This is a genomic window from Pontibacter toksunensis (assembly GCF_042686245.1).
Lineage (GTDB): Bacteria > Bacteroidota > Bacteroidia > Cytophagales > Hymenobacteraceae > Pontibacter > Pontibacter toksunensis.
Genome location: NZ_JBHUOX010000041.1, coordinates 1 through 24,398 on the forward strand (window position 1 = coordinate 1; position 24,398 = coordinate 24,398).

At 50.0% G+C, this 24,398-nt stretch carries 13 protein-coding genes and 1 pseudogene; 3 read left to right on the top strand and 11 right to left on the bottom strand.

Annotation, left to right across the window (positions count from 1 at the left end; translation table 11 throughout):
* Positions 1-111: pseudogene (locus ACFS7Z_RS27490) on the top strand (IS1 family transposase); the annotation flags it as partial.
* A 167-nt stretch (positions 112-278) separates the two neighbouring features.
* On the opposite strand, the gene ACFS7Z_RS25670 reads toward ACFS7Z_RS27490, so the two are convergent.
* Positions 279-1,211, bottom strand: coding sequence for a mechanosensitive ion channel family protein (locus ACFS7Z_RS25670; protein WP_377491758.1), 933 nt, complete (start codon positions 1,209-1,211; stop codon positions 279-281).
* 599 nt (positions 1,212-1,810) lie between these two features.
* On the opposite strand from ACFS7Z_RS25670, the gene ACFS7Z_RS25675 reads away from it, so the two are divergent.
* Positions 1,811-2,059, top strand: a complete 249-nt coding sequence (locus tag ACFS7Z_RS25675) for a hypothetical protein (RefSeq protein ID WP_377491761.1) — start codon at positions 1,811-1,813, stop codon at positions 2,057-2,059.
* A gap of 407 nt (positions 2,060-2,466) precedes the next feature.
* Here the strand turns inward: ACFS7Z_RS25675 and ACFS7Z_RS25680 are convergent, their stop codons facing one another.
* From ACFS7Z_RS25680 to ACFS7Z_RS25720, 9 genes are all read right to left on the bottom strand, one after another.
* Positions 2,467-3,360: a glycoside hydrolase family 16 protein gene (locus tag ACFS7Z_RS25680; RefSeq protein WP_377491764.1), complete on the bottom strand. Its 894-nt coding sequence runs from the start codon at positions 3,358-3,360 to the stop codon at positions 2,467-2,469.
* 64 nt (positions 3,361-3,424) lie between these two features.
* Entirely contained in the window at positions 3,425-4,873 is a 1,449-nt protein-coding gene (locus ACFS7Z_RS25685; RefSeq protein WP_377491766.1) for a glycoside hydrolase family 30 protein, read from the bottom strand.
* Between the two features lie 316 nt (positions 4,874-5,189).
* A complete protein-coding gene (locus ACFS7Z_RS25690; RefSeq protein ID WP_377491769.1) occupies positions 5,190-9,293 on the bottom strand; it encodes a glycosyl hydrolase in 4,104 nt (1,367 codons plus the stop codon).
* Between the two features lie 238 nt (positions 9,294-9,531).
* The gene (locus tag ACFS7Z_RS25695; protein ID WP_377491772.1) at positions 9,532-12,897 is read right to left on the bottom strand and encodes a glycosyl hydrolase; all 3,366 of its coding nucleotides are present in this window, start codon (positions 12,895-12,897) and stop codon (positions 9,532-9,534) included.
* Between the two features lie 211 nt (positions 12,898-13,108).
* Entirely contained in the window at positions 13,109-13,702 is a 594-nt protein-coding gene (locus ACFS7Z_RS25700; RefSeq protein WP_377491775.1) for a LutC/YkgG family protein, read from the bottom strand.
* Positions 13,695-15,077, bottom strand: coding sequence for a lactate utilization protein B (locus ACFS7Z_RS25705; protein WP_377491778.1), 1,383 nt, complete (start codon positions 15,075-15,077; stop codon positions 13,695-13,697). The genes ACFS7Z_RS25700 and ACFS7Z_RS25705 overlap by 8 nt, the downstream gene beginning before the upstream one ends.
* On the bottom strand, positions 15,074-15,814 hold the full coding sequence (locus ACFS7Z_RS25710) for a (Fe-S)-binding protein (protein ID WP_377491781.1): 741 nt from the start codon (positions 15,812-15,814) through the stop codon (positions 15,074-15,076). Before ACFS7Z_RS25710 ends, ACFS7Z_RS25705 begins: the two co-directional genes overlap by 4 nt.
* Entirely contained in the window at positions 15,811-17,205 is a 1,395-nt protein-coding gene (locus ACFS7Z_RS25715) for an FGGY-family carbohydrate kinase (protein ID WP_377491784.1), read from the bottom strand. Before ACFS7Z_RS25715 ends, ACFS7Z_RS25710 begins: the two co-directional genes overlap by 4 nt.
* A gap of 223 nt (positions 17,206-17,428) precedes the next feature.
* Positions 17,429-19,555: a bifunctional aldolase/short-chain dehydrogenase gene (locus ACFS7Z_RS25720; protein ID WP_377491788.1), complete on the bottom strand. Its 2,127-nt coding sequence runs from the start codon at positions 19,553-19,555 to the stop codon at positions 17,429-17,431.
* A 1,066-nt stretch (positions 19,556-20,621) separates the two neighbouring features.
* On the opposite strand from ACFS7Z_RS25720, the gene ACFS7Z_RS25725 reads away from it, so the two are divergent.
* On the top strand, positions 20,622-23,321 hold the full coding sequence (locus ACFS7Z_RS25725; RefSeq protein WP_377491791.1) for a c-type cytochrome: 2,700 nt from the start codon (positions 20,622-20,624) through the stop codon (positions 23,319-23,321).
* 650 nt (positions 23,322-23,971) lie between these two features.
* On the opposite strand, the gene ACFS7Z_RS25730 is transcribed toward ACFS7Z_RS25725, so the two are convergent.
* Positions 23,972-24,398 (bottom strand): transposase (locus tag ACFS7Z_RS25730; protein WP_377491794.1); only part of this gene is annotated, 427 nt, incomplete at its 5' end.

Here is a 24,398-nt window from a genome sequence, read left to right on the forward strand (position 1 = left end):
ACCAGGAACAGGAGGATAGTCAGAAAAACAGCCTGCTTCTCGAAAAAAGAGCAGAATCATGACAATGCAATGAAGCTAATTTTCTATTACCGAAACCATCATACATTCTAGACCACAACCAAATATTTTATTTAGTTATGAACAGGTGCTAACAACTCCCCACTACATCCCTTTCTTTGCTCAAAAAAGAGAATCTGACATAAGAGTTATACACAAATTAAATCTTTGAATTATACTATTTATTCTACGCATACCGCACTCAGGCAATCTCTGAAAACTTATACAGCCGGCGCTTTCTCTGTCTTTTCGTCTCCTCCCACCATTCGCACCGGGATGTCCTTCTGGTAGTCGTATAGTTTTAGTTCCTGTATGTCGGCAGGCAAACCGTAACCATTCTCCAGAAGTGCTTTTGTGACGGCCTGCATGATGTTTCCTTTCAGCAGCACCACCCCTTTTTTATAGTCATCTGTCTCAGCCCAGAAAAACACTTTAATGTTAACCGTACTGGTGGCTAGTTCATCCACAGTAGCATACGGGGGGTCTTCCCGAAGAACACCCTCTACACCCAAAGCTGTTTCCTCAATCAAATCGATGGCGTCCTGTATATTATCGTTGTAGTCAATGCCCACTATAAAATCCATGCGAATCAAGCCATTCTGGGTTAGGTTAGTCACCTTGGACGTCAGGATGGTGCCGTTTGGGATGAAGACGTCTTTGCTGTCAAACGTGCGGAGATGGGTGGTTCTCAGGTGCAGTGCTTTTACTTTACCGATGGTGTCCTCCACTTCAATGGTATCATTTATCTCAAAAGGGCGGTTGAAGGCCAGTATAAGGCCGGCCAGAAAATTTTCGGCAATGTCTTTAAATGCAAAACCTATGACTACCGCCGACAAACCAGCACTAGCTAACAAACCTCCGGCAACTCCGCTCAGACCCAACGTCTGCAGAACAAGCAGAAGACCTACAATAATAACGGCCCACTTTGACACCAGCGCAATGTACTTCCCGGTTATCTGGTCGTGGGCTTTGTTTGTCAGCCGTCCATCGAGCCAGGCTTTAACCTTGCCAGCAATCCACAGCGCGACAAAAAAAATCAGAATGGCAACAAGAATATTTGGCAGGAGAAACAAAAACTTCTCCCAGTATTCATTTACAACCTTCATCACTCCGGAGGTACCGTTGGCAATATCAAAATCGTTAGCCTCTTGCATCGTTTATATTTAAGTTTGATTGACCGTGAAAGCAGAAGGACGAAAGAACGCCTTGCAGACCCTAAAATAGCCCTGTGCCTGCTGCTTCTTAACGAATAGACAATTTTCCGGTTGTATTGTTTTAAAAGGGCGTGCCGTTTACGTGCAATATGGACGTATGCGGCACCGTAAGAAGGTATTTGGAGAAGGAACCCGGAGGAGCACTAAAATGAAAAAGCCCGCAGCGTTCACTCCACGGGCCTTCCAATCAACCTTATTATCTAAATTAATCAGACATTCTTCAGCCATATACTGCTATCTATATAGAAAGGTTTAGATAATTAGTAAAAAACAATTTTTTTTATTTGTATAGGACAGCCCCCTTGCCTTTCAGTAATCCCCTAGGTTACTTCCGGCTTCTCCCTTTACAGCTGCTCCACCTGATGCAGGTTTCAGGCAGCATGCCCATACATAAAGATGTTTCAGCTTCGGATCTCAGTTTACGTTATTGCGATTATACTAGCATAAGTATGCTGAAAGAGAGTAATTAAAAACGTGCTACAGCCAATTTTTACACAAGGTTAAACGTTATACTCTGGGATTTAAGTTGCGTAGCTATCATGGATTTATACCAGTTTAACAGGAGAACTCTGGAGCAGCGGGCAAGCATCGTGATGAAGCATGGCACTTTCCTGGCAATCCGGCATAGGTCGCAGTATATCATCAGTTTGTACCACATCAACCAGTTCTTTGCTGAAATGTGGTATGAGCCGAGACGACATGACTTCGTACTTGTTCGCGGCCTGAAAGACAGCGTCGCACTGGAACCTTATCTTTCCCTGATTAGGCTATCCGATATTGTATCCTGAACCATCTCCTTTACCAGCCAGCATCCCATCCTTTGTGCCACAGCACTAAAGCCTCTACTTTATGCAGTAACCACAAGAGCTGACAAAATCAATGTACTTACCCGTGCCAGTAATAGCAAAGTACCAACTCATTTTCCTGGAGTCAGAAGCAATGGGTCATATTGAGACAACCTGGCTGAGAGTAAACTGTTGTTCCTGAAAACATGAATCCCGGAGTTTAGGTATGGGATGACAAAGAAAAGCCTACTGTTTCAGTGGTATAGTCAACATACCATCAAAAGCAGGAGGTTCTTATACCTGCCTATATTTAAAGTATCCGATAGGCGCTGGCTAAACAGTTTCATACATGCCTCGCCCAGGTAAGTTCATCAAGTTCGGGATGATGCATGTGTGCTTTTCCACTCGTATTACTTCTCCACCATCTCATACACCCGCATATAGTCTACCTCCATAGCCTGCGGGAATACAGCAGGATCGACGCCCTGTGCGCCACCCCAGTTGCCTCCAACGGCAATATTCATCAGGAGGTGGAACCGTTTATCGAATGGCCAAACGCTGGAGCCTTTGCCTTCGTTTATAAACTCGAAAACCTGCTGATCGTCGATATACCCTCTGATAGCGTATGGTGTCCAGTCGACGCGGTAGAGGTGATACTCAGAGCTTGCTGTGTCAATAACTTTATTCTGCCCTTTCTGGGTGCCCTTGCTATGGTTGTAAGCTTCTGTATGCACGGTAACATGCACCCTGTTCTGATCAAAGCCGACATGTTCCATTATGTCAATCTCCCCGGACTTCGGCCATCCGCCATAGTTCCAGTCGGTGGGCAGCATCCAGATGGCAGGCCAGGTGCCTTTGCCGGTAGGTAGTTTTGCTTTAACCTCGAACCTGCCGTAAAGGAAATCGCCTTTGTTTTTAGAGACCAGCCTTGCGGAGGAGTACTCCTTGCCCTGTACGTCTTCTTTGCGAGCTATAATGGACAAGACACCATCGGCAACATTAGAGTTGCTCCTGCTGTCGGTATAGTACTGTAGTTCATTGTTTCCCCAGCCATTGCCACCTGTATCATATCCCCATTTAGCGGGGTCCGGCTGCCCGTTGTATTCGAACTCATCAGCCCAGACAGGTTCGCTTTTAAACGACCAGTTTTTATCCTCCGGAACCACAGGTTTGGCTACAGTTACTGCCGGAGCAGGCTCCTGTGCTTTAGAACCACAAGACATAACAAGCAAGACAATGCAGAACAGCGTTGCGTAATGATACATGATACTTGGGTTAACACGAGAGAACAGAGTCTTTTTCATTGCTGAACTGATACAGGTAAAGCGACACAAGCATATAATGGAGAAGTAAGATACGTTATTTTATCTACCAGACATACGTACCCACCGCACCGGCAGACAAAGAACTGGTTATCTGCTGCTGCTGCTTCTTATGGCAGATGTTAAAGGTTTGCTCCTCCTTGCCGTCGTTGAACACAACTACGACTTTTTGCCCGGCAGGTGTCTGGTACGCCACATTTGGCAATGCCTCCGGCATGTTGCTGGCGATGCGAACGGAGCCCGGTCGAACAAATTTGGAAGCATGCGCTATCACATAATATGCCGTATTGCGGGTCACTGTATTGCCGTCGATGGTTAGGGCTCCCAGGCACTCCGTACAGCCGCCTTCTGTATGCGGGTTCTGATCCGGATCGGCGGCCAGGTTCCATTCCAGCACGTTTCGTGCCCAGTTACGGGGTGCGCCAATAACCAGGTTCTTTACGTGCCAGCCTAAATCAGCCGGAAAGTTGCCGGGTGCACCTATCCACTGCTCTGTAAAGTACAGGTGCTTATCGGGGTGCGCCTCGTGCACCTGACTTAGTGCCTCTATCTCTCCGCCGTACAAATGGAAAGCAGAACCATCCACATATTTCCTGGCTTCCGGATCATTTAGTACAGTTATCGAGTAATCAGGGCGGTCGGCATTATGGTCGTATAAGATGATTTTCGTGTCGATGTTCGCTGTTTTAAAGGCAGGCCCTAATGAGCTTTTGATAAACTCAGCCTGTTGCTCCGGCAGCATCAGCAGGCTGGGGTTATTGCCCGGGTGCAGCGGCTCGTTCTGGATGGTGATGGCATCTATGGGAATACCTTCATCGGCCATACCTTTGATATACTTCACGAAGTATTGTGCGTAGGCATCGTGGTATTCCGGCTTCAGGCTACCACCTTTAGAGTTGTTGTTGGTTTTCATCCAGGTAGGTGGCGACCAGGGCGAACTCATTATTTTTATTTTGGGGTTGATAGCCAGAATCTCTTTCAGCACCGGAATAAGATGCGCCCTGTCAGGTTCCAGGCTAAATTGTTCCATGTCCGGGTCTGTTTCGCCGGCAGGCAGGTCACTGTAAGAAAACACCCTGTCATCAAGGTCGGAGGCGCCTATACTTATTCTCAGGTAGCTCACGCCAATGTTATCTTCGTCGGTACGGAACAGTTCCTCCAGCAAAGCTGCACGGGCCGCCGACTCCATCTGGTAAAGGAGCATAGCGCTGCCACCGGTCAAAGTATAGCCAAAGCCCTTCATGGTCTGATACTGCTGCGCTTCATCCATGTTAATGGTCGGGTATTGATTGGTGCTCTCGCTAAAACGAAGCAGATTGCTTTGCTTTTCAAATAAAGCAGACTTGTCTGGTGTGGTCAGCCATAACGCTGCGCCGGCAGTATCAGTTGGGTCACTTGTCTGGGTGGTCGTGCTTTCCTGGCATCCTACAAAGCTTGCAAGCAGCAGGAACAGCAAGGTTATCTGGAGCAAAAGGCGTGGTGCGTTGTGAAGCATAGAGGGTATGGTTTCAAATTTTGACAAGGCATCAGGTACAGCATCATCATTCAGTTTTTACAACTGGTCAGGGAGTACGATTCAGTGTTTCTGAACTTAAGTTCTCTGTATCATTAAAACAGCGATGCTTTTCTGCCTCCGGGCCTTGTGCATATTTCAAAATAAAAAGACTTTTTGTTAATTCTGATAAACGATGCCTGTAAATTTCTCAGATGCATATCAACGCTTCTACGCTATTCCGCTGCTGCCGGAGAGGTTCTGGATAAGAAAAAGCCCTCCTACAGCGTGTGCAAGAGGGCTTTGTAATCCCGACGCTTTAGCTCTTCGATAAGTATTCAGCTAATGTCTTATGGTATGCAGTGCGCAGCACGACCGGCCCTGCCAACCCGGATTCCAGCAAGGGAGAATCCTTGGTATAATGCTTCCAGGTAGTAAAGGCGATTCTCCCGTTGTCTGGCTTCGGTTTGCCCTCCCTGTACCATTCCGGCAAAGCCTGTATGGCGCCGCCGCTCAGGCTGGCAAAGCCACTGCCACCTGCTCCTGGCGTGTAATCGTACACATCCGGCAATTGCGCATCACCTATCAGGCGATTCGGCCACTGGTTCGTCACCCGGACTTCCAGGTTGTTTGTTCCTGCTCTTATCGCTTCCGTTACATCCACAAGATAAGGACGTTTCCACAAAATCCCCAGGTCTTTTCCATTCACCAGTACCTGCGCCAAAACTTCCACCTGGCCCAGGTCCAGGAAAAGGCGCCGGTTACCATTCTTCATACCTGCAACAGTCCGGGCGGGTACCTCAAAGCTCTTTTGATAGGTGGCAGTGCCGGAGAAATACTTTACGCCATCCTGCTCGTGTTTGTGCAGGGAAATAAGTTTTGGTAAGGCAATCTTCGCAGGTGCGCCCAAGCCTGGAGGGAAACTCACCTGCCATGTTCCGGCCAGTTCCTGCGGCTTGCCAAGACCCGATACCTGCAAAGGAGTATTCCGTCCTGCGCTGTCACGGAGGGTATAGCGGCCGTCCTGCCAGAAGAGCAGCCCAGACTTACCCTTGCCGAACATTTCCACTACAGGCAGCTCCTGCCGTATGGGCATGTTTTTGATGGCCAGCTCCCGGATGCGCTCTTCGCCTACAGCCTCTTTTAGCAGCTCCGGCTCTGTCATGTCGCCATTGTAATAGGAGGCTCCTTCCTCCAGCAAGGCTGGCCCTAACCCGGGGTGCACTACATCTCCGCTTCTTTTTCCCTTCTCCACCAGCTTCCCGTTTACATAAACAGCGGGAACATTGTCCTGGTAAACCAGTGCAATGTGGCTCCACCCTGAAATAAAGACCGGCGCAGCTAAGACCAGTGCCGGCTTACCCGCCCCATGCTCCCACACGCCTATCCCGTTGCGGCCTACTGCTAGTCCAGCCGTGGCACGTCCTGAGCCATACAGTTTTTCACCTGAGGTAGGATACAAAGTGAAGTAGTCTGTCCAGGGGTCTTTTATATTATCCATGAAATTCTGGGTGCTGAGCATTACGTTAAACTCAGGCTTGGCCCAGAAGCTGATGGTAAAGTTTCCTGATACTTCTTTGTAAAGCTTGCGAGGCTCCTCCGGATAAAGACCGGTACCAAGCAGAGTGCTATTGTCCTTTACCACGGCCTGCACATGTTGCGCCGGGGCCGGCGAACGAAATACTACAAACACAGAGCCCGAAGGCTCCAACTGCACCGGCACGCGTACCAAATCCCCTGCCTGCTCGTAAATGCCCACTGGTGTCATCTGGCCACTATCCGCATCCCACAACTCCGGCTGCATGCCCTGAACACGGAAAGTACACACCAGCTCCTCCAGCTTTCTTCGCTGGTTAGCGAGAAAGTATACATCTGTTTCATCGATGCGGCGGTGTATGTATGTGATGGGGGCATCACCGGAGCGGGAGGATACCTGGAAATCTGGTTTCAAACCTAGTGCGTCCAGTACAGCCTGTATTGACTGGCCCGTGTACACGCGGCCTTTTCCTACCACGTTTGCTCCCGTAGTGCTGGTGTTACTTCCCCATACTTCATCAGTGATTTGCACAAAAGCATTGCGCTCTTGCGGATAACTCTGCAGCCCCAGCATGTGCTCCGGCTTCGAGCCTATGAGTATCATACCTTCCTTTACCAATGCCTGAAGCTTGCGCAGCAGCCCTAACGTTAGTCCTTTTGGCTCCTGGAGCACCAACGCCCGGTAACTCATGCCATCAGGCAATGTAATGCGGCCATTCTCAATCTTTACACGCGTCATGAGCACCTCGGCATTCATCAGGTCGTAATCGTACCCTGCCGGAGGTGGCGGAACAAGCAAATCCCTGTCTACTACGGTATAGCCTCCCGGGCTCTCGCCGGTAAAGTAAGCCAGGTCCGCTACAAAAAGGCCTTGCTGCAGCAGGCTTTGGCAGCGCGTCAGGTAGCTCATCCATGCTTTGCCGGGATCCCACCACGTGTTGGTGCGGTCGAAGTGAATGCCCCAGGGCCCCATGGTCATACCGGGCTTGGCTGTAGGGTGCGGCTGGTGCGCAAAACGATGAAAGACTACTCGGTTTAAGCCCTCTGTAAACTTTTTATCGCCCAAAGCCTTTAGGGCAAACGGATATTCCTGCCAACGGGCCGATTCTGGCTCTCCGGTGAAGGACTCTGCCCCCACCACCTTCTGCCCGTTTACATGCGCAATAGAAGAAGATAGCTTCATGGTTCTGCGCATGGTCCAGTTATTCTGAAATATGGTGGAAAGGCTGTTCCAGAACTCTCCAACGTTTATGTCAATCCTGGAGCCTATCTGCATCTCTTCCATTGGTCCACGGTCGTAAGGCTGCGTGTAGGAAATAATGCCGTGCTGGTGGCACAGATCCGTAAACTTGCCATAGTAATTATCGGCCATCAAGTCTGCCTGCGAGCGGCGCAGGTCCCACAGGAAACGATTTGTTATCTCTTCGCTGCCTACTACGCGGCCTGTCATGGCCGGAAGGTATTTCAGCAGATCATAGCCCATGCGTCTGCTGAACTCCTGCTCAAACTGTGGTGTCCAGTTCTGCATGCCTACTTCATAGGAGTCAATCAGGAGGCCTACCTTGCTCTTCGTGGCCAGTGGGTGCAGCGAAGGCAACAGCTCTTCCATCATCTTATTGAAGTGAAAGGTGATAGCCTCTGCACTGTACTTGTCACACTCCAGTCCTACGCCAGTGTCCGGGGCAGAACGGTTCTGGGTACCTATCGGGGTGAAGCCCATGCGCAGAATGGTCCAGTTGCCCTTTGGCGCTTTCCACTTCAACTGGCCGTTCTGGTCCATGTACTTTGTAATGTCCACCATGCGATCCAGATCAATAATGGACGAAGCCGTAGTGTTCTCTCTGCCACCTGGCGTATCAGCCACGCCGTCGCCGGTAAACTTGTAGTTGGCTTTCTTCAGCCAGTCTTCCAGGCGGGGGGCACCTGAAAACCGCACCTGCGTATACTGCCTTGCCTTCTGTGATGTAAGTCTAAAATACCTGGCTCTTGTAGCGGGAAATTCAGCAAACATCAGGGCCTCTTCACCAGAGCGCCCCATTTCAGCAGCTGAAGTGATGTCCGACACTTTCCGGAACTGCTCACCATCGTCGGAGGCTTCCAAAATTAAATTATCGCCCTGACCACCGCCCCAGCCGCCTGCGCCTACCGGAGAACCAACAAAAGTCAGGGAGCGCGCCTCGTAAGGTTCCCTGAACTCGAATTGGAGATAAGCAGGCCCACTACCTGCCCCTGGTGCAACAGTTACTCCCTGCGGCTCCTCCCCCGTCAGCTGCCTCAGAGCAACAGAGCCGCTGCTGGAGGTTATACTTTTCACGAGGTTCTGCAGCGGCTCCTCTCCCTGCAGCGATGGATAAGCCACTACAGCCACATCACGGTAGTGTTCCAGGTTTGTGAAAGGTTTTGGCAAAGTCATTTTAACTCTTTTGCCACCCCTGATACTGGTCTCGCTCCAGGTAACCTGCTGCATGGCTAACTCAGGCGTTATCCAAGGGCCTCCGCTCGACGACCAGCCAGGACAGTTGTGCATGGTGAATTCCAGGCCCAGCCGGTCTGCTTCTCTGATAGCATGCTTTTTCAGCTCGAGCCACTCCGGGCTTAGGTATTTTATAGGCCCTTCCGGAATACCGGTGCCTGCATCAAAATTCTGAAAGCCTCCCACACCAACGCGCTGCATAGCCTCCAGGTCTAGGGTAATGCCCTCCTTCGTCACGTTGCCGTTCATCCAGTGCCACCAGGTATGCGGCCGGGCCAATGCTGGTGGCGTTACAAAACTCTCTTCTAAGCCCGAAGCTGCGCTTTGGCGCAAAGTCTGGAATATACCTGCCGGGGTGATAAGGGTGAGCAGGCCAGCAGCACTGGTGTTTTTTAGAAATGTTCTTCTTTTCATGTGGCGTAGTTACTGGATGTGAAGGCAATTTTATTCAGAATTTATATCACCTTTGGCAGATCACCCATCACTTTATATTCGATTTGTAAAATAGCTGTAATCTGCCCAAAAGCAATAAACCGTAAGGAAGAAAGCATGTAAAGGAGCCTTAAGTGCTGATATCATGAAACGTTCTTCTTTACTTATTAACTGTTCTTGCTATCTGGTTTACATTGCGCCATTTTGACAGCTTCGCTGGTTACAACCCTTTTTTATTTTCAGCTATTATCTTCACAGGCCCCAGCAAACCAGAGGATAGCAAAGGTGAGTTAGCCTGATAGAATGGCATGGTGGTGTAGGTTATCTTTTCCTCTACACCCGGCTGCTGGTCTCCGATCAAACGGTTTACCCACAGGTTCACCACCTTAATCTCGATGGTGTTCTTGCCCGGCTTCAAGACGTTGGTCACATCTACCCTGTATGGCTCTTTCCACACCACACCCAGCGATTTGCCGTTCACGGTCACCTCCGCCAATTCCTCTACCTCTCCCAGATCCAGCCACAGCTGCTCTCCCTTGCCAAACCACTTCCTAGGTGCTTTCAGGGTTTGGGTATAGGTGGCCGCTCCGGAGAAGTACTTCACGCCCGGGTCATCACTCTCCGTCCAAGAGGCCAGTTTATCCATTTTGATTTGAGCGGGTGCACCTCGGTCTGGCTGGAAGGCAACCGCCCAGCTGTTGTCTAAGGAGGTCAGTTGCGTTTCTTTCACAGCAGGCAGGGCTACAGTGGGTTGGCTGGCATTCTCTTTGAATACCACAAATACTGCATCATTCGGACTCAGGTTCAGCTTTACGCTTGTGCGGCCATCAGCTGTGGTATAGGATGCTGGCTCTATCCTGCCCGTCTCCGGGTGCCAGAGCTCCGGCAATTTACCGTCTACCCTGAAGGTCGCTTCCACCTGCTGCTGCTCTTTCTTGCGGTTGTTCACCCAGTAGATGTCCTGCCCGGGCAGCTTGCGGTGCACATACAGCAGTTCGCCGTCGCCTTGCGGTTTGGCGTACTCAAAGTCTGGTGCGACCTGCAGGCTAGCCAGCACTTGCTCAAGAGGCTGCTCTGTGTGCACTTTCCCTTTGCCTACTGTGTTCACGCCTTTACCAGCGCCCCATACTTCCTGCACAATGGCCTCAAACTCCGCCTCGTCTTCCATTAGGCTTGGCGTGGCTATTGGCTTTGGTCCCACTACCACTGCCCCCGCTCTGGCAAGGTCACGGATCTTTCTGGCGACAGGCAGGCTCATGCGTACGCTGTTGGAATCCAGCGCCAGCACAGCATAGCTCATTCCGCTTGGCGTAACCAGGCGTCCGCCTTTTACCGAAAGAAGGTTTAGCAGGGCGTGCGGATTGATGAAGTCGTAAGCATAGCCTTCCGGCACCTCAGGCAGTTTTGCGCCAAACAAGCCCGTGATATTGTTGTCCTCGCCGTAGTAGTACACCACGTCGGCCACGAACTTGCCCTGTTGCAGCATATAGGAGCTGCGCGCCAGATAATCAGTCCAAGCCTTCGCTTGATCTGACCAGGTTTCATGTCGGGTAAACCACTGGCCAAAAGCGCCTAAGCCAAGGCCCGGAATCTTTTCATCCACCGGCTGGTGCACCGAGGTGTGGATCACAAAGCGATTCAGCCCGCTGGCCAACTCCAGGTCTGCCGTTGGCTTTAAGGTCTTAGGTGAATAGGAAAAGGCACCATTTGGTCCAAAGCCAATAGCAGTCAGAGATTCAGCAGCCACTAGGTTCTGCCCATAGATATGCGCCACCGATGCCGATTCTCTTATGTCTGCCTGTGCCATGACAGTAGAGGACCCTCCGGCTGTCCACATGGCCGACATAGGCACTGCCGCTGTTCTTTTTACATCCATGCCATCCATGATGAACACACGACCATTCTCATGCGACTCACTGTACCGCTTCATGCCATAGCTATCAAGAATGGTTGTCAGTTGGTCATAGTGGTTTTCGGCTATTAACTCACCAATGGTTTTGCGATAGTCCCATAAGAACTTTTCGCTCTCTTCCGCGCTATTTACAACTGCCCCGGTTAACACTGGCATCCAAGGCAACAGGCTGTAGCCCCGACGCTTTTGAAACTCCTCCGCCATTTTCGGTGTCCAGTTATTCTGCCCTGACTCATAACTATCGGTGATGATATATTGTAGCCCCCCTTTGTCGCCTATCAGGCCACCCGTAGCATCCTTGTATTGGTTCAGGTAATTTTCAAAATAATCTTTTATCGCTCTGTCATCCAGCTTGTCCACTTCTAAGCCGGTGGCTTCCGGTGAAGCAGGGTGGTTTTGTTTACCGGTAAGGGAATAGCCAAACCGCACAATCTTCCAGTTACCGGCAGGTGGTGTCCAGTTAAGGGTGCCATCCTTATTCATCTTGTTAGTTAGGTCAATCACATTCGCCTCGGCAATTACGTCGGTTGTGATAGGTGTGGGATGCTCGTTGACATCAATTGCTACGCCATAACCGGCTTTCTCTTCAAAGCGATTGATGCGGGCAGCCGGGTGCAACACCACTTCACCAACCTCGGTGCCTTTCGGTGGCTTCGGCGCTGCTCCACCCGTTATGGCGCCAAAGCTCATTGGAGCCGGAGGGTTGTTGAACGTTACACGAAAGTATCTGGCTGTTGTTGCTGGAATGGCGATAGTTCGCTGCGCTACCGTGCTGACTGGGATATACGCTATCCTGCGAAAATTCACACCATCGTCACTTACTTCAAGACTGCGTTCTTCCGATGGACCGGGAACACCAAAAGGCCTTCTGCTTCCGCCACCCACAACGGTAACTGCTTTGATAGTTTGGGGTTTCGAAAATTCATATTGTATCCAGGCAAAGCCCTCTTCTGAATCAGATGGTAAAAGACTAGTGTTAGCTAAATCTCCATCCGTGAGCTGAGCAAGAGTAAAGCTACCGGCGCTGGAGGTTATTTTGGGCGCCAGCTCACTTAGTGGAACATCAGCTGTCGGTAACCGATAGGCAACAACGGAAATATCTTCATAATACTCCGGCGGAGGGGCTGTCTTTGCCGTGAAAATACTGGCTTCCTCAGGTAGCGGTAAATTCTGAAATTCCCCGGTTGTAGTAGGAGGTTTCGGCAAGGTACCAGCAAATTGCTTTCCTCCTTTTACCCGGGTTTCGGTCCAGACAAGCTTTTTCATGCCATCTTTGGCTGGCACCCAAGGGCCGCCACTTTCGCTCCAGCCAGGTGAACCGGCAATAGCCATTTCCAGTTTAAGGGAATCGGCTAGCAGAGTGGCAAACCGGAAGGCATCCTTCCACTCCGGTGTCATGTAAGTGAGTCGCTTGTCAACAATTTGCGGCGTGGTCAATCCAGCATCAAAATTCTGAAAGCCACCAATACCGGAGCGGTGCATCCACATCAGATCTTTCCGTATACCTTCTTTGGTGATATTGCCGTTCATCCAGTGCCACCAGACTCTTGGTTTAGCCGCATTGGAGGGGGTAACAAATCCTGCATGAAGCTTATTCTCCGTTGGCTTTACTGTCTGAGAAAAGGCTGCGGTAGTTGCAAATATGGCAGCAGAAAGAGTGACAATAGTTTTCATCAAACGAGTTGCTTAAGTTATAGCGATTAGAGCTTTCTTATTTTTTTATGGGTGGGAAAAATCTGAGAGCACCTTTCTCCGGACACACATAGGGGGGTCAAGTCGAAATCATATTTATCAGTTTGGAGAAGATTAGGTAGCTGCATAATCAAGTATATGTTTCTCTTTTCCCGTACCATTCTACTTCTTCATAGCTGATGTACGTCCCTGGCTATTCCTCCTCCAGAATAAATACAGAAAGCGATCTGGCTCCATGGGCACCAAGCACCAGCGACTGCTCGATGTCGGCTGTTTTGGAGGGACCTGCGATAAAAGTACCGAAGCCGTACTCCTGTGCCGCTATCACCTCATAGGCCTGCTGCATGAGCGGGACGAGCCTTTGCCGCGGCACCACCAGCGCCAGGTGCTGGCAAATGAACGGCAGTACCCGCAGCGGGAGTTGCGCATCAGTTACCCACAGGGCGCCGTTCTCTGCCACACCAAGCTGCGCAGGCAACACGGCCAGGTCCACATCCGCCAGGGCATGCGGGTCTGCACCCGCTGCGACATTGGTTTCGGCAACGTCGGAGAACTCTGGAAAAGCAGACACAATTCTGCTGGCTCCGCTGTGCTCTTTCAGCAGAATCTGCTTTACCTCCTCCACGTTTTGTACACGGAATACCTTGCTCCCGATGCTCACGGCTACCGTGGTAAACTTTCCCACCGGATTTACCTCCCCTGTAAAGAAGGCAGGCATTTCCGGCAATGGCAGGCGCGCTGGCTGGTTTCTGGCAACTGCGGCCAGGATGCTGTCTCTGCTACTCATTTTTCTTCTTCCTGTTTTTTAGGTACCACTCCCCAAACGACTCCTTCGGGGGCGCCGGCATTTCACGCTGCTTGTACCAGGGGTTGAGCTTGTTATTTACCGCAAAAGGCATGTTGCGCATAAACCAGCGGCCGGCCTTCCCGGCCAACTGGAACGTAGTGGGCGAGGCAAAGGCCTGTGTCATGGCTTTCATGCTCAGCGTCTTCTTTGTGTCGGCATAGCCTTCTTTCACGATCACCTGCCGCCATTTGTAGAGCTGATCGTGGATATCAATTTTAACAGGACAGACGTTGGAGCAGGAACCGCATAAGGTAGAGGCAAAGGGCAGGTCCGCGTTCTTTTTTATGTCGAGGTTGGGAGCCAGGATGGCGCCTATAGGCCCCGCCACAGCAGTGTGGTAGCTGTGGCCGCCGCTTCTCCTGTACACAGGGCAGGTGTTCATGCAGGCCCCGCAGCGGATGCATTTAAGGGAATTGCGGAAGTCTTCCCTGCCCAACTGCATGCTTCGGCCGTTGTCCACCAGCACCAGGTGTAGCTCATGTCCCTCCCGTGGTCTTTTGAAGTGACTGGAGTAGGTGGTAATTGGCTGGCCTGTGGCGCTTCTGGCCAGCAGCCGGAGAAAAACACCCAAATGTTCTCTTTTCGGTACCAGCTTTTCGATGCCCATGCAGGCGATGTGCACATCCGCCAGGTGCGCACCCATATCAGCATTCCCCTCGTTCGTGCAGATAACGAACTCGCCGGTCTCGGCTACAGCAAAGTTGACACCCGTAAGGGCGGCGCGACGGGTCAGGAAGGTTTCCCGTAAATGTTGCCGGGCCGCTTCCGTCAGCACCTGCGGGTCAGCCATGCCAGCCGGAGTGCCCAAGTGCTCATGAAAAAGCTCCCCTATCTCCTCTTTCTTCTTATGGATACAGGGCAGCACGATATGACTCGGCGGCTCTTTCGCAAGCTGCACAATGCGCTCCCCCAAATCAGTGTCTATTACCTCAACACCGTTCTCGGCCAGGTACTCGTTCAGGTGGCACTCCTCCGTTAGCATGGACTTGCTCTTTACCATGCGGTCCACTTTGTGCTTTTGTAGGATGGCGTGCACGATTTGGTTATGCTCCCTCGCATCAGCCGCCCAGTGCACGATAATTCCGTTGGCTTTCGCATTGGCCTCAAACTGCAGCAGGTAGTCGTGCAGGTTCGAGAGTACGTTGTGCTTAATGCGGGAGGCGGTCTCGCGTAGAAGCTCCCAGTCCGGAATGGTATAGGCGGCTTTGTCACGCTTCTGCCGGATAAACCACAGCGTCTCATCGTGCCAGTTTACCCGGGGCTCGTCTGCATTAAATGCTTCGGCAAGGGCAGCATGATCTTTTGTCTCCTTCATATCTCCTGCGCGTTAAGTATTTCCGCAATGTGGAGGACCTTTACGTTGCTTTTCTGCCTGCGCAGGATGCCCTCCATGTGCATCAGGCAGCTCATGTCGGCCCCTGTAATATAGGCGGCCTCGTGCTGCAGGTGATCCATAACCCGGTCTTTGCCCATCTTCACCGACACAGCCTCTTCTGCCACGCAGAAAGTGCCCCCGAAGCCGCAGCACTCATCCTTGCGCGTCAGCTCGATCAGTTCCAGGCCCTCCACCATGCTTAGCAGCTGCTCTGGCTTAGAGAAAGGAGGCGCAACAAGCTCAGACATCTGGGCAAGCTTCAAACCTCTCTGGCCATGGCAGCTCTGGTGCAGGCCAACCCTGTGCGGGAAGCGCGCCTTGAGCGAATTCACCTTCAGCACATCTGTCAGGAATTCGGTCAGCTCATACACTTTCTGCCGGACAGCCTCTGACTCATCCGGGTACTTGCCCGAGTGCAGATGGTCTTTCATGTGCAGCACGCAGCTGCCGGAGGGCGCCACGATGTAGTCGAAATCTCTGAAGTTCTCTATGAAAAGATTGTTGCTCTGTTTCGTCAGGTGTTCAAACCCTGAGTTGGCCATAGGCTGGCCGCAGCATGTTTGCCTGGAGGGGTACACCACCTTCACGCTCAACTTTTCAAGCAGCTCCAGCGTGGCGATGGCGGCGTTGGGATAAAACTGATCTACGTAACAAGGAATGAAAAGACCTACTGTCATAGCTTGGTGTCATGCGTTACCGCATAGTATTTTAATTCGACAATGTCGTTTGGCAGTGGCTTTGTGTTCCAGTGCCGGTGAATGGCCAGGGCAGTGCCCACGGCGGTTGCCTGTGCCATAGAGGCGGCGAAGACTTCTTTTTCGGGATAGGCGGCGGCCAGCAGGTTCATATAAATGGCGTTCTTGCTAAAACCCCCGTCCACGAAGATTCGCTTCACATCAGCGCCTTCCAGAACAAGTTGCGTGGAGGAAACCTGCTGCGTCACCAGGTCTAGGATAAACTGGTGATAGGCCTCCATGTAGGAGGCGAAGGAGGACAGTTCCCGCTGCGCAAACACGGACTCCTGCAAATGGTTTATGCCGGGTCGTTCGCCGGGTGCCGGGCCTTGCTCCCGCTGTAGCTTACTGATAATTTCGGGATCGAACGGCAATGTTTTATAGCGGGCGGTATTCTGGTTAAAATGCTCCGCTATACGTTTTACCTGCTGCTCGTGCTCATACCCTCCGAAGAACCTGGACGCCTTCACAGGTTTTCCTTTATACTGCATATAACTCAGGCAGTCCTTTTGCAGCTCAGCCTCCGTCAGCGGTGTCGTGTTGAAAGGGTTTAGGCTGATGCACCAGGTTCCGGTGGAGAGCAGTACAAATGGCTCCTGGAAATTCACCAGGTACGGAATCAGGGCAGCAGAGCTGTCGTGTAGGCCGATGCCAGCTTTGTAGTTGTTCCCTAGGAAGGATACAGGCACCACTTCGTCAGATGGTGCAATAGGGGCAAACTTATCAATCACCCCCTCTTTCGTGACCCACTCATGGTAATCGTTTTTCCGGAAGTCCCACAGATTTGTGTGGCAGCCAATGCTGGTGATGTCCGAAAAGCATTGCCCTGTTACCAGATAGCTTATGTATTGTGGCAGGTGCAACGCATAAGAGATTCGGCTATATAGTTCTGGCCGCTCATACTTGATGCGGTAGATCTGCATTCCTGAGTTTAAACTGCCCAGTACAGGAGAAGCTGTCTTTTTTGAAAACCTCCCCTCGCCCCCATAAGTGTCATAAAACTGTTTTTTCAGTTCCTCCGGATAGGGCTTCAGATAGCTGTACAAAGGGCAGACTGGTTCGCCCTCCCTATCGATGCAGACAACGCTCGCTCCATATGCCGAGAAGTTAATGGCCTGCACCTGGTACTCCTGAAACCTGAGAACATCCCGCAAGGAATCGTGAACGGAGAGCCTCAGGCTTTCTATATTTTCACAGGCTTCCCCGTCTTCATCCACCGTCTCTGTAAAGCGTGCCGATTTCTCATACACTATTTTATAGTTCTCGTCGAAGAGAAACAGTTTCTTATTTGTCTTCCCAACATCGAAAATGGCTGCGACAGGTATCTTCTGCATCTTATAATCCAGTGGCAACAGTCTTTAGACCGCGTTCTTTTAAGTTTTGTCACGTTTTTCACCCGTGGAACAGTTGCAGCGGGCGCAGACAGCTTAAAGTCAAAAGCCTGCCTCAGCCTAAACTACAGTATTGATCTTCTGCAAGAAAATCCTCTGCAGAGGCTCTTGGCAGCACCCTTTGCTGCTGCGCAACTGTAACTGTCCCCGGTTTAACTATTGAATATTACCTGACGAAGGCCATCGCCACACCGCCGTCCACGTTTAACACATTTCCGGTAGACTTACGCAGCAGCCCTCCGACAAAGGCAAAGCAGGCATTAGCAATGTCTTCCGGCAGTATGATTTCGTTTAAAAGAGTACGTTTGGCATAATATGCCGGCAGTTCCTCTACCTTCACGCCATAGGCTTTCGCACGGCCCTCGGCCCAGCCGCCGGCCCAGATATTACTGTCGCTGATGACGGCATCCGGGTTCACCACGTTCACACGGATGCCATCGCCGCCAAGCTCAGCAGCATTCAACCTGCTAAGGTGCAGCTGCGCAGCCTTGGCCGAGCCGTAACCCGCGTTGTTCGGGCCTGACACCAAGGCATTCTTGCTCACGATGTTGAGCACGTCACCGCCGATGTCCTGCTTGCGCATCACCTCTACCCCTACCTGCGTGACCATAAACTGCCCCTTTACTAGCACATCATACAGCAGGTCCCAATCCTTCTCGGTGTGCTCTTCTATTGACTTAGAGATGGAAAGTCCGGCGTTGTTGACTACTATATCCACGCCACCGAAAGCAAGTGCCGCTTTATCAAACGCTTCCTGTATCTGTTCACCCTTCGTTACATCAAGCACAGCAGTGGCATAACTGTCTTTACCGTAAGCTGCCTTGAACTCTTCTCTTGCTTCCTGCAGGCGCTCCTCGTTCATGTCGTTGAGGATGACAACAGCGCCTTCTTCCACAAACCTTTTAGCGATGGCTTTACCGATACCACCCGCACTGCCTGTTATCAGGGCTATCTTCCCTGAGAGCGCTTTAGGCTTTGGCATTCGCTGCAGCTTCGCCTCCTCCAGTAGCCAGTACTCAATGTCAAAAGCTTCCTGACGCGGCAGCGATGTGTATTCTGATATAGCCTCAGCCCCTTTCATTACGTTAATAGCGTTGATGTAGAATTCAGAGGCTACACGCGTCGTCTGTTTGTCCTTTGAGAAAGTGAACATGCCTACTCCGGGGTAAAGAATCACAACAGGGTTCCTGTCGCGTATAGCTGGGCTGTTAGGATGCTTGTGATCTTCATAGTAGTCGGCGTACATCTGACGGTATTCCTCAAAAGCAGGGGCAAGCCGCTCCTTCAGCGCTTTCACATCCGAGAGGTCCTCGGCGGGCTTTAGGTCCAGTACCAGCGGGCTGATTTTGGTGCGCAGGAAATGGTCCGGGCAGCTGGTGCCCATCGGGGCCAGCCTGTCCAAATCATTGGAGTTGATGAACTCCAGCACCCGGGCATCGTCCGTGAAGTGGCCTATCATGTGGCGCTTACTGGAGCAGAAGCCACGCAGCACAGGAGCCAGCGCGGCGGCCTGCTTTCTGCGTTGCATTTCCTCCAAACTCTGGATCTTAGCCCCACCAAACACCAGACCCTTCTTGCCGATGTTCTGCTCCAGGTACTCGGCGCAGCGCTCAATCACCTCCAAAGTATTGACATAGCTGTTATAGGCTGTGTCTCCCCAAGTAAACAGGCCATGGGAGCCCAGCATGATGCCCCGGATGTCCGGGTTCTCATCCAGGCACTGGCTCAGCTGAAGCCCCAGATCAAAGCCCGGGCGCTGCCAGTCCACCCATCCAATTGTGCCTTCAAACAACTCTTCTGTTATTTTCTTTCCGTCTTTTGCGGCGGCAATCGCAATGGCCGCATCAGGATGCAGGTGGTCGATGTGTTTGAAGGGTAGGAAGCCATGCAGTGGCGTATCGATGGATGGCGCCTTTGAGCTGAGATCGAAGATGCTGTGGTTAAAGAGTTCCACCATCTCATCTTCGTGGTCAATGCCACGGTATACGCTCTTCAGGCTTCTTAGGCGATCTACATACAGGGCGGCAAGGCCGCTGCGCTTCAGTGTGCCCAAGTCACCGCCAGAGCCTTTTACCCACATCACTTCTGTCTCCTGGCCAGTGAGCGGATCTTTAGCCATCACTTTGCAGGAGGTATTGCCCCCGCCGTAGTTAGTCAGCCGCAGGTCTGCCCCCAGTAGGTTTGACCTATAAATCAACAGCCCTACTTCATCGCCTGCAAGTTTGGCGGCTTCCTCCTCGTTCCACAGATAGCTTACATGCTTAAACTCTGTCTTTGTTGTAGATTCTAACATATGCTTCAATGATTTTAAGTTGCGTACTTTATACCTGAATTTCCGTACCTCCCTATGGTTACAGAGTGAATTGTGACCACAGTATCTGATACGATGGTTGCAAAGGTTCTTTTAGACACTCATTTCCATTCCCCATCGCTACTCTTATAACCCTTTGAGGAAGTTTTCTCAAAAGGGCACTAGGAATAACCACCTATACAATGTTGTTGAGACCCTGGATTTCTTGTAAGCTACCAAGAGGCACGCCCAGCAGCTTTTCCGATTACACCCTTTTTCACTTCCGGTAAAAAAGCCTGTTATACAATCAAAAATAATGTCTAACATTTTTTGCAAAAAGGTAGTCCAGGGAGTAACAAAGCTTGAATATAATATAGCCATAGCTATTTACTGTCATGCACTGTCATGCTTAGAATGTTAGGATGATACAGGAAAGGCTGGACTTGCCACTTTTAACTGAAGAGGGATTGCAGGCAGATCTAGATAAGGTTTAAGACTTGATTATATGCAAGCCATAGTATTGATAAAGAATTAAACTGACACCTTTCAATCCAACTTTGCCCGGAGAACGGCAAGAAAGATAACAACTGCATGGACTTTAAACTCATTGTTCCCATGAATGGTACAAAAGCCTTGTTCACTTAGGTATCCATATGAGCTTGATAGAGGACTAAAATATTATTAAAGAATCTTCATAAAATACTCTAAAAGAGACACCGCTAAAGCATGTATAACATACTTGGTGTTCAATCAGCACGAGTGGCTATGGTAATTGGCTTAAGGACACCATGGGCATAAGAGATTTAAAGATTATTCCTTCCCTCCAAGTTATTACAAGAAATTCAAAACGCTAATCAGGACAGTTCAGGACAGATACCCCATTTTAAGGTTTTAAATTGATTATTAAATTCAGTTCGTTTTAAAATTGTTTGTAACATTTCATAAAACTAATGTGTCCGGGAAGATAGAAACAATGGGCTTTACAAGCTTACAGCAGTTATTTTAACTTAATTAACAGTCTTAAACTAACCCATAATTCAACTTTATTATGCGTCCCAATATTTTAATAATGAGGCTCTTCTTAGCCCTCTCTGTATCTGCCCTTATTGGCTCTTCCTGTAGTCGGATAGAGAAGGAGGAATCAGTGACTGCTATACCAGTAGATCCTAAAGTAGAGAAGCTTAAATTGCCAGATGGCTTTCAGGCAGAACATTTACATAGTCCTTCAGAAAATGAGCAGGGTTCTTGGGTTTCCATGACCTTTGACGGTAAAGGCAGAATGATAGCATCAGACCAATATGGGGCCTTATACCGCTTGGAATTGCCTCCTATCGGCTCTGATTCGGCAAAGCCCAAAGTTGAAAAGCTGATAATTAGAGATGGTGCCATAGTTGACTCTGCCAAAACGCATGGGGGCATGGGCTATGCGCAGGGCTTGCTTTGGGCTTTTAACAGCCTCTATGTAATGGTAAACCATAACAGCGACGAGGAATTTTCTAAAGGCAGTGGCTTGTATCGCCTTCAGGACACAGACGGGGATGATCAGTTTGATAAGGTAACTTTACTTAAGGAACTCAAAGGAGAGGGCGAGCATGGCCCGCACAGTGTGGTGCTGTCTCCTGATAAGAAATCTCTTTACGTTGTTGCTGGCAACCACACCGACTTACCGGAAATGGACGCTTACCGGCTCCCACCAGTCTGGCAGAACGACAATTTATTTCCGGAGATAAAAGACCCCCGCGGGCATGCTAACGACCGCGGTGCGCCTGGAGGCTGGGTGGCCCGGATTGACTCCCTTGGACAACATTGGGAATTAATAAGTGCCGGCTACAGAAACTCTTTCGATCTGGCTTTTAACGATGCAGGGGAATTATTTACCTATGACTCAGACATGGAGTGGGATTTTGGGATGCCATGGTACCGCCCTACCCGGATTGCCCACGTAACCAGCGGCAGCGAATATGGGTGGCGCACAGGAAATGGGAAATGGTCTACTGTTTACCCCGACAACCTGCCCCCGGTCCTGAACATAGGCCAGGGTTCTCCTACCAACCTGGTGCACGGGGGAAAAGCAAGGTTCCCGGAGAAGTACCGTAACTCTCTGTTTGCCTTTGATTGGAGCTTCGGAATTATATACGCCATCCATTTACAACCGGAGGGCTCTTCTTATAGCGCAACAGCCGAAGAGTTTATCTCAGGATCGCCCTTGCCTCTGACCGATGGAGTTGTAGGCCCTGACGGAGCCCTTTACTTTCTTACAGGGGGCCGCAGGCTAGAGTCAGACCTGTACCGGGTGTACTACGATGACTATAAAAATACAGACCAGAAACTTACTGCTGACAAGTCTGCCCCTAAGGAAACAGAGGAGCGAAGAATCAGGAAGCAGTTGGAGAAGTATCATACAGGGGCAAGAGCAGGGGCAGTTGATTTCGCTTGGCCTTACCTAAATCACAAGGACCGCTTTGTGCAGTATGCCGCCCGCATTGCAGTAGAGCATCAGCCGGTAAGCCAATGGCAAGAGCGGGCTCTAAAGGAGCAAGACCCTGAGATTAAGACGCAGGCTATTATCGCACTGGCCCGGCACGGCAACAAGGCCCTAAGCGATGAAATGCTCGAGTCTCTTATTAACATCGACTATGCACAACTGCAAGAACAGGAGCAGCTAAACCTGCTACGCGCTTTCGAACTGGTGCTGTACAGACATGGCACACCGGAGCCTGCCCTGAAGAAAAAAGTAATAGCCTATTTAGACTCACACTATCCTGCCAGAACAAATGACCTGAATCGTTCTCTTAGTAAGATTCTTATCGCTTTAGAGGCACCTCAGGTAGTCGCCAAAACAATTGCCTTACTTGATAAAGCAAAAGATGACAAGTCAGAAACCGCTACGGCATCATCCGACCTGATTCTTCGGAATCCACAATATGGACTGGATATAGCCGGAATGTTAGCAAGCGTACCTCCTGCCCAGCAAACTTATTATGCTACTGCTCTAAGCGCAGCCAAAACAGGCTGGACCCCAGAGCTTCGTGAGGAGTACTTTAAATGGATGTACAATGCCTTTAACTATAAGGGCGGCAGAAGCTATGTTGGATTTGTCGACAAAGCAAGAAAAGCTGCTCTAAGCAACGTACCAAAAAGTCAGTTTGCGTATTACAATACCATTTCAGGAGACTCTCTGCTTAGCGGTGGCGGATTAGAGTTAGCTAATGCAAACTCCTACCAACCACAAGGTCCTGGCAGGAGATGGACTGTTGAAGAAGCTTTGCCTTTAGTGGAGAACAATCTTTCTCAGCGGAACCTTGAGCAAGGAAAAGCGATTTATGCAGCTACACTTTGCAAATCATGCCATAGCATGGGAGGAGAAGGAGGATTTGTTGGCCCGGATTTAAGTCAATTAGGAAACAGATTCACACCTAAAGACATACTGGAAGCTATTATTCATCCGGATAGTGTTATTTCAGACCAGTATGCGGCTACAGTATTCCACCTAAAAGACGGCAGTTCTGTAGTAGGAAGGCTAACAAATGAGAATGATAATACTTACTTTGTTTCGCAGAACCCATTTGCGCCACAGATACTCCGGGAAATCCCTAAGAGCGATGTAACGAGAACCAAGCAATCTGAAGTCTCGCCGATGGTAGCAAATTTGATAAACCGTTTAAACCCAGAAGAACTACAGGATTTGATGGCTTATTTAATTTCTGCAGGTAATAAAAAACACAAAGTATATACAGTGTCAGCAAAGCCTGGTAACGAAAAGAAGTAGATTTTAATCATCAAAAAGTAGCTAGTTTTAAGAAAGATTTTTCATACTGAGTGTATTTGACCTCCAGGGCGCTTGCTTTGGAGGTCTTTTTTTTGCCTTCATAGTTCACTGAGCTCCTAAAGATTGTGAATACTTTCATTGCGGTAACGTGAGTACAGAAAGAATAATGACTACGAAAGGATGTCTTGGTAAACAAAGAGGTAATGGTCAGGTAGAAGCGTATAGCGATGTTTAACCTAAATTCTTAGTCTGCGACATTGCCTACTCTCCCCCACCATAACCCGCTCAACCTTGATAAACATTTTTCTGCCTGAACGCCTATACTTATCTCGACCACCAATAGTAAAGATTCAACATTGTCAGAATATTAGCTTAATTCCTTTGTTCACGATAAACAACTAACTTGGCATTAGATTGAGCGCCTTTAGGCTGTTCCTTACGAAGGAGTAGCATTATTTTTAATATTACCTGGCTAGTTGTGTCTTTCAGCCAAGGCAATAAGTTTGGAGCCTGCCTTAGATTTTTTGAAGCTTACGTTAGAAATGAAGTAGAGAGGTTGTGCATAAAAAAGAAAAATATTATATTAGTGAAATAACAAAAAAGGTACTTTGTTAAAATCCAGCACATTTCATGAAAATTTTCCGTATATTTTATTGACGAAGGAGAGCTCCACTCGATAGATCGGACGGAAGCTCATCCAGTGTAGGCAGGTCCACGGATCTGCCTACTTTGTTTTCAAAGACTCCGTCTTTGTGACGAAGGAGAGGCTTTCCCTCCTGACCTCCGGAAGCTAGGTCTCTGTCCCCAAAGAGCATGTCGCTTTTCCACATCGAGTAGATGAGCAGCAGCAGTTTGCGCTGCAGGCTCACCACGCCCACCATCTTGCTCTCTTTCCCGGCGTTTATTCGCTGGTAAACAGCCCGCAGGGCAGCATTGTGCCGGCTGGCCACCAGGGCCGGGAAGTAAAGGGCTGTCCTTATCCTGCCGTTGCCTTTCTTGGATATCCTGGTCTTGCCCCTGACGCTGGTGCCGGACTCTCTTTCCACCACATCGAAGCCAGCGTAGCTGGTGAGCTGC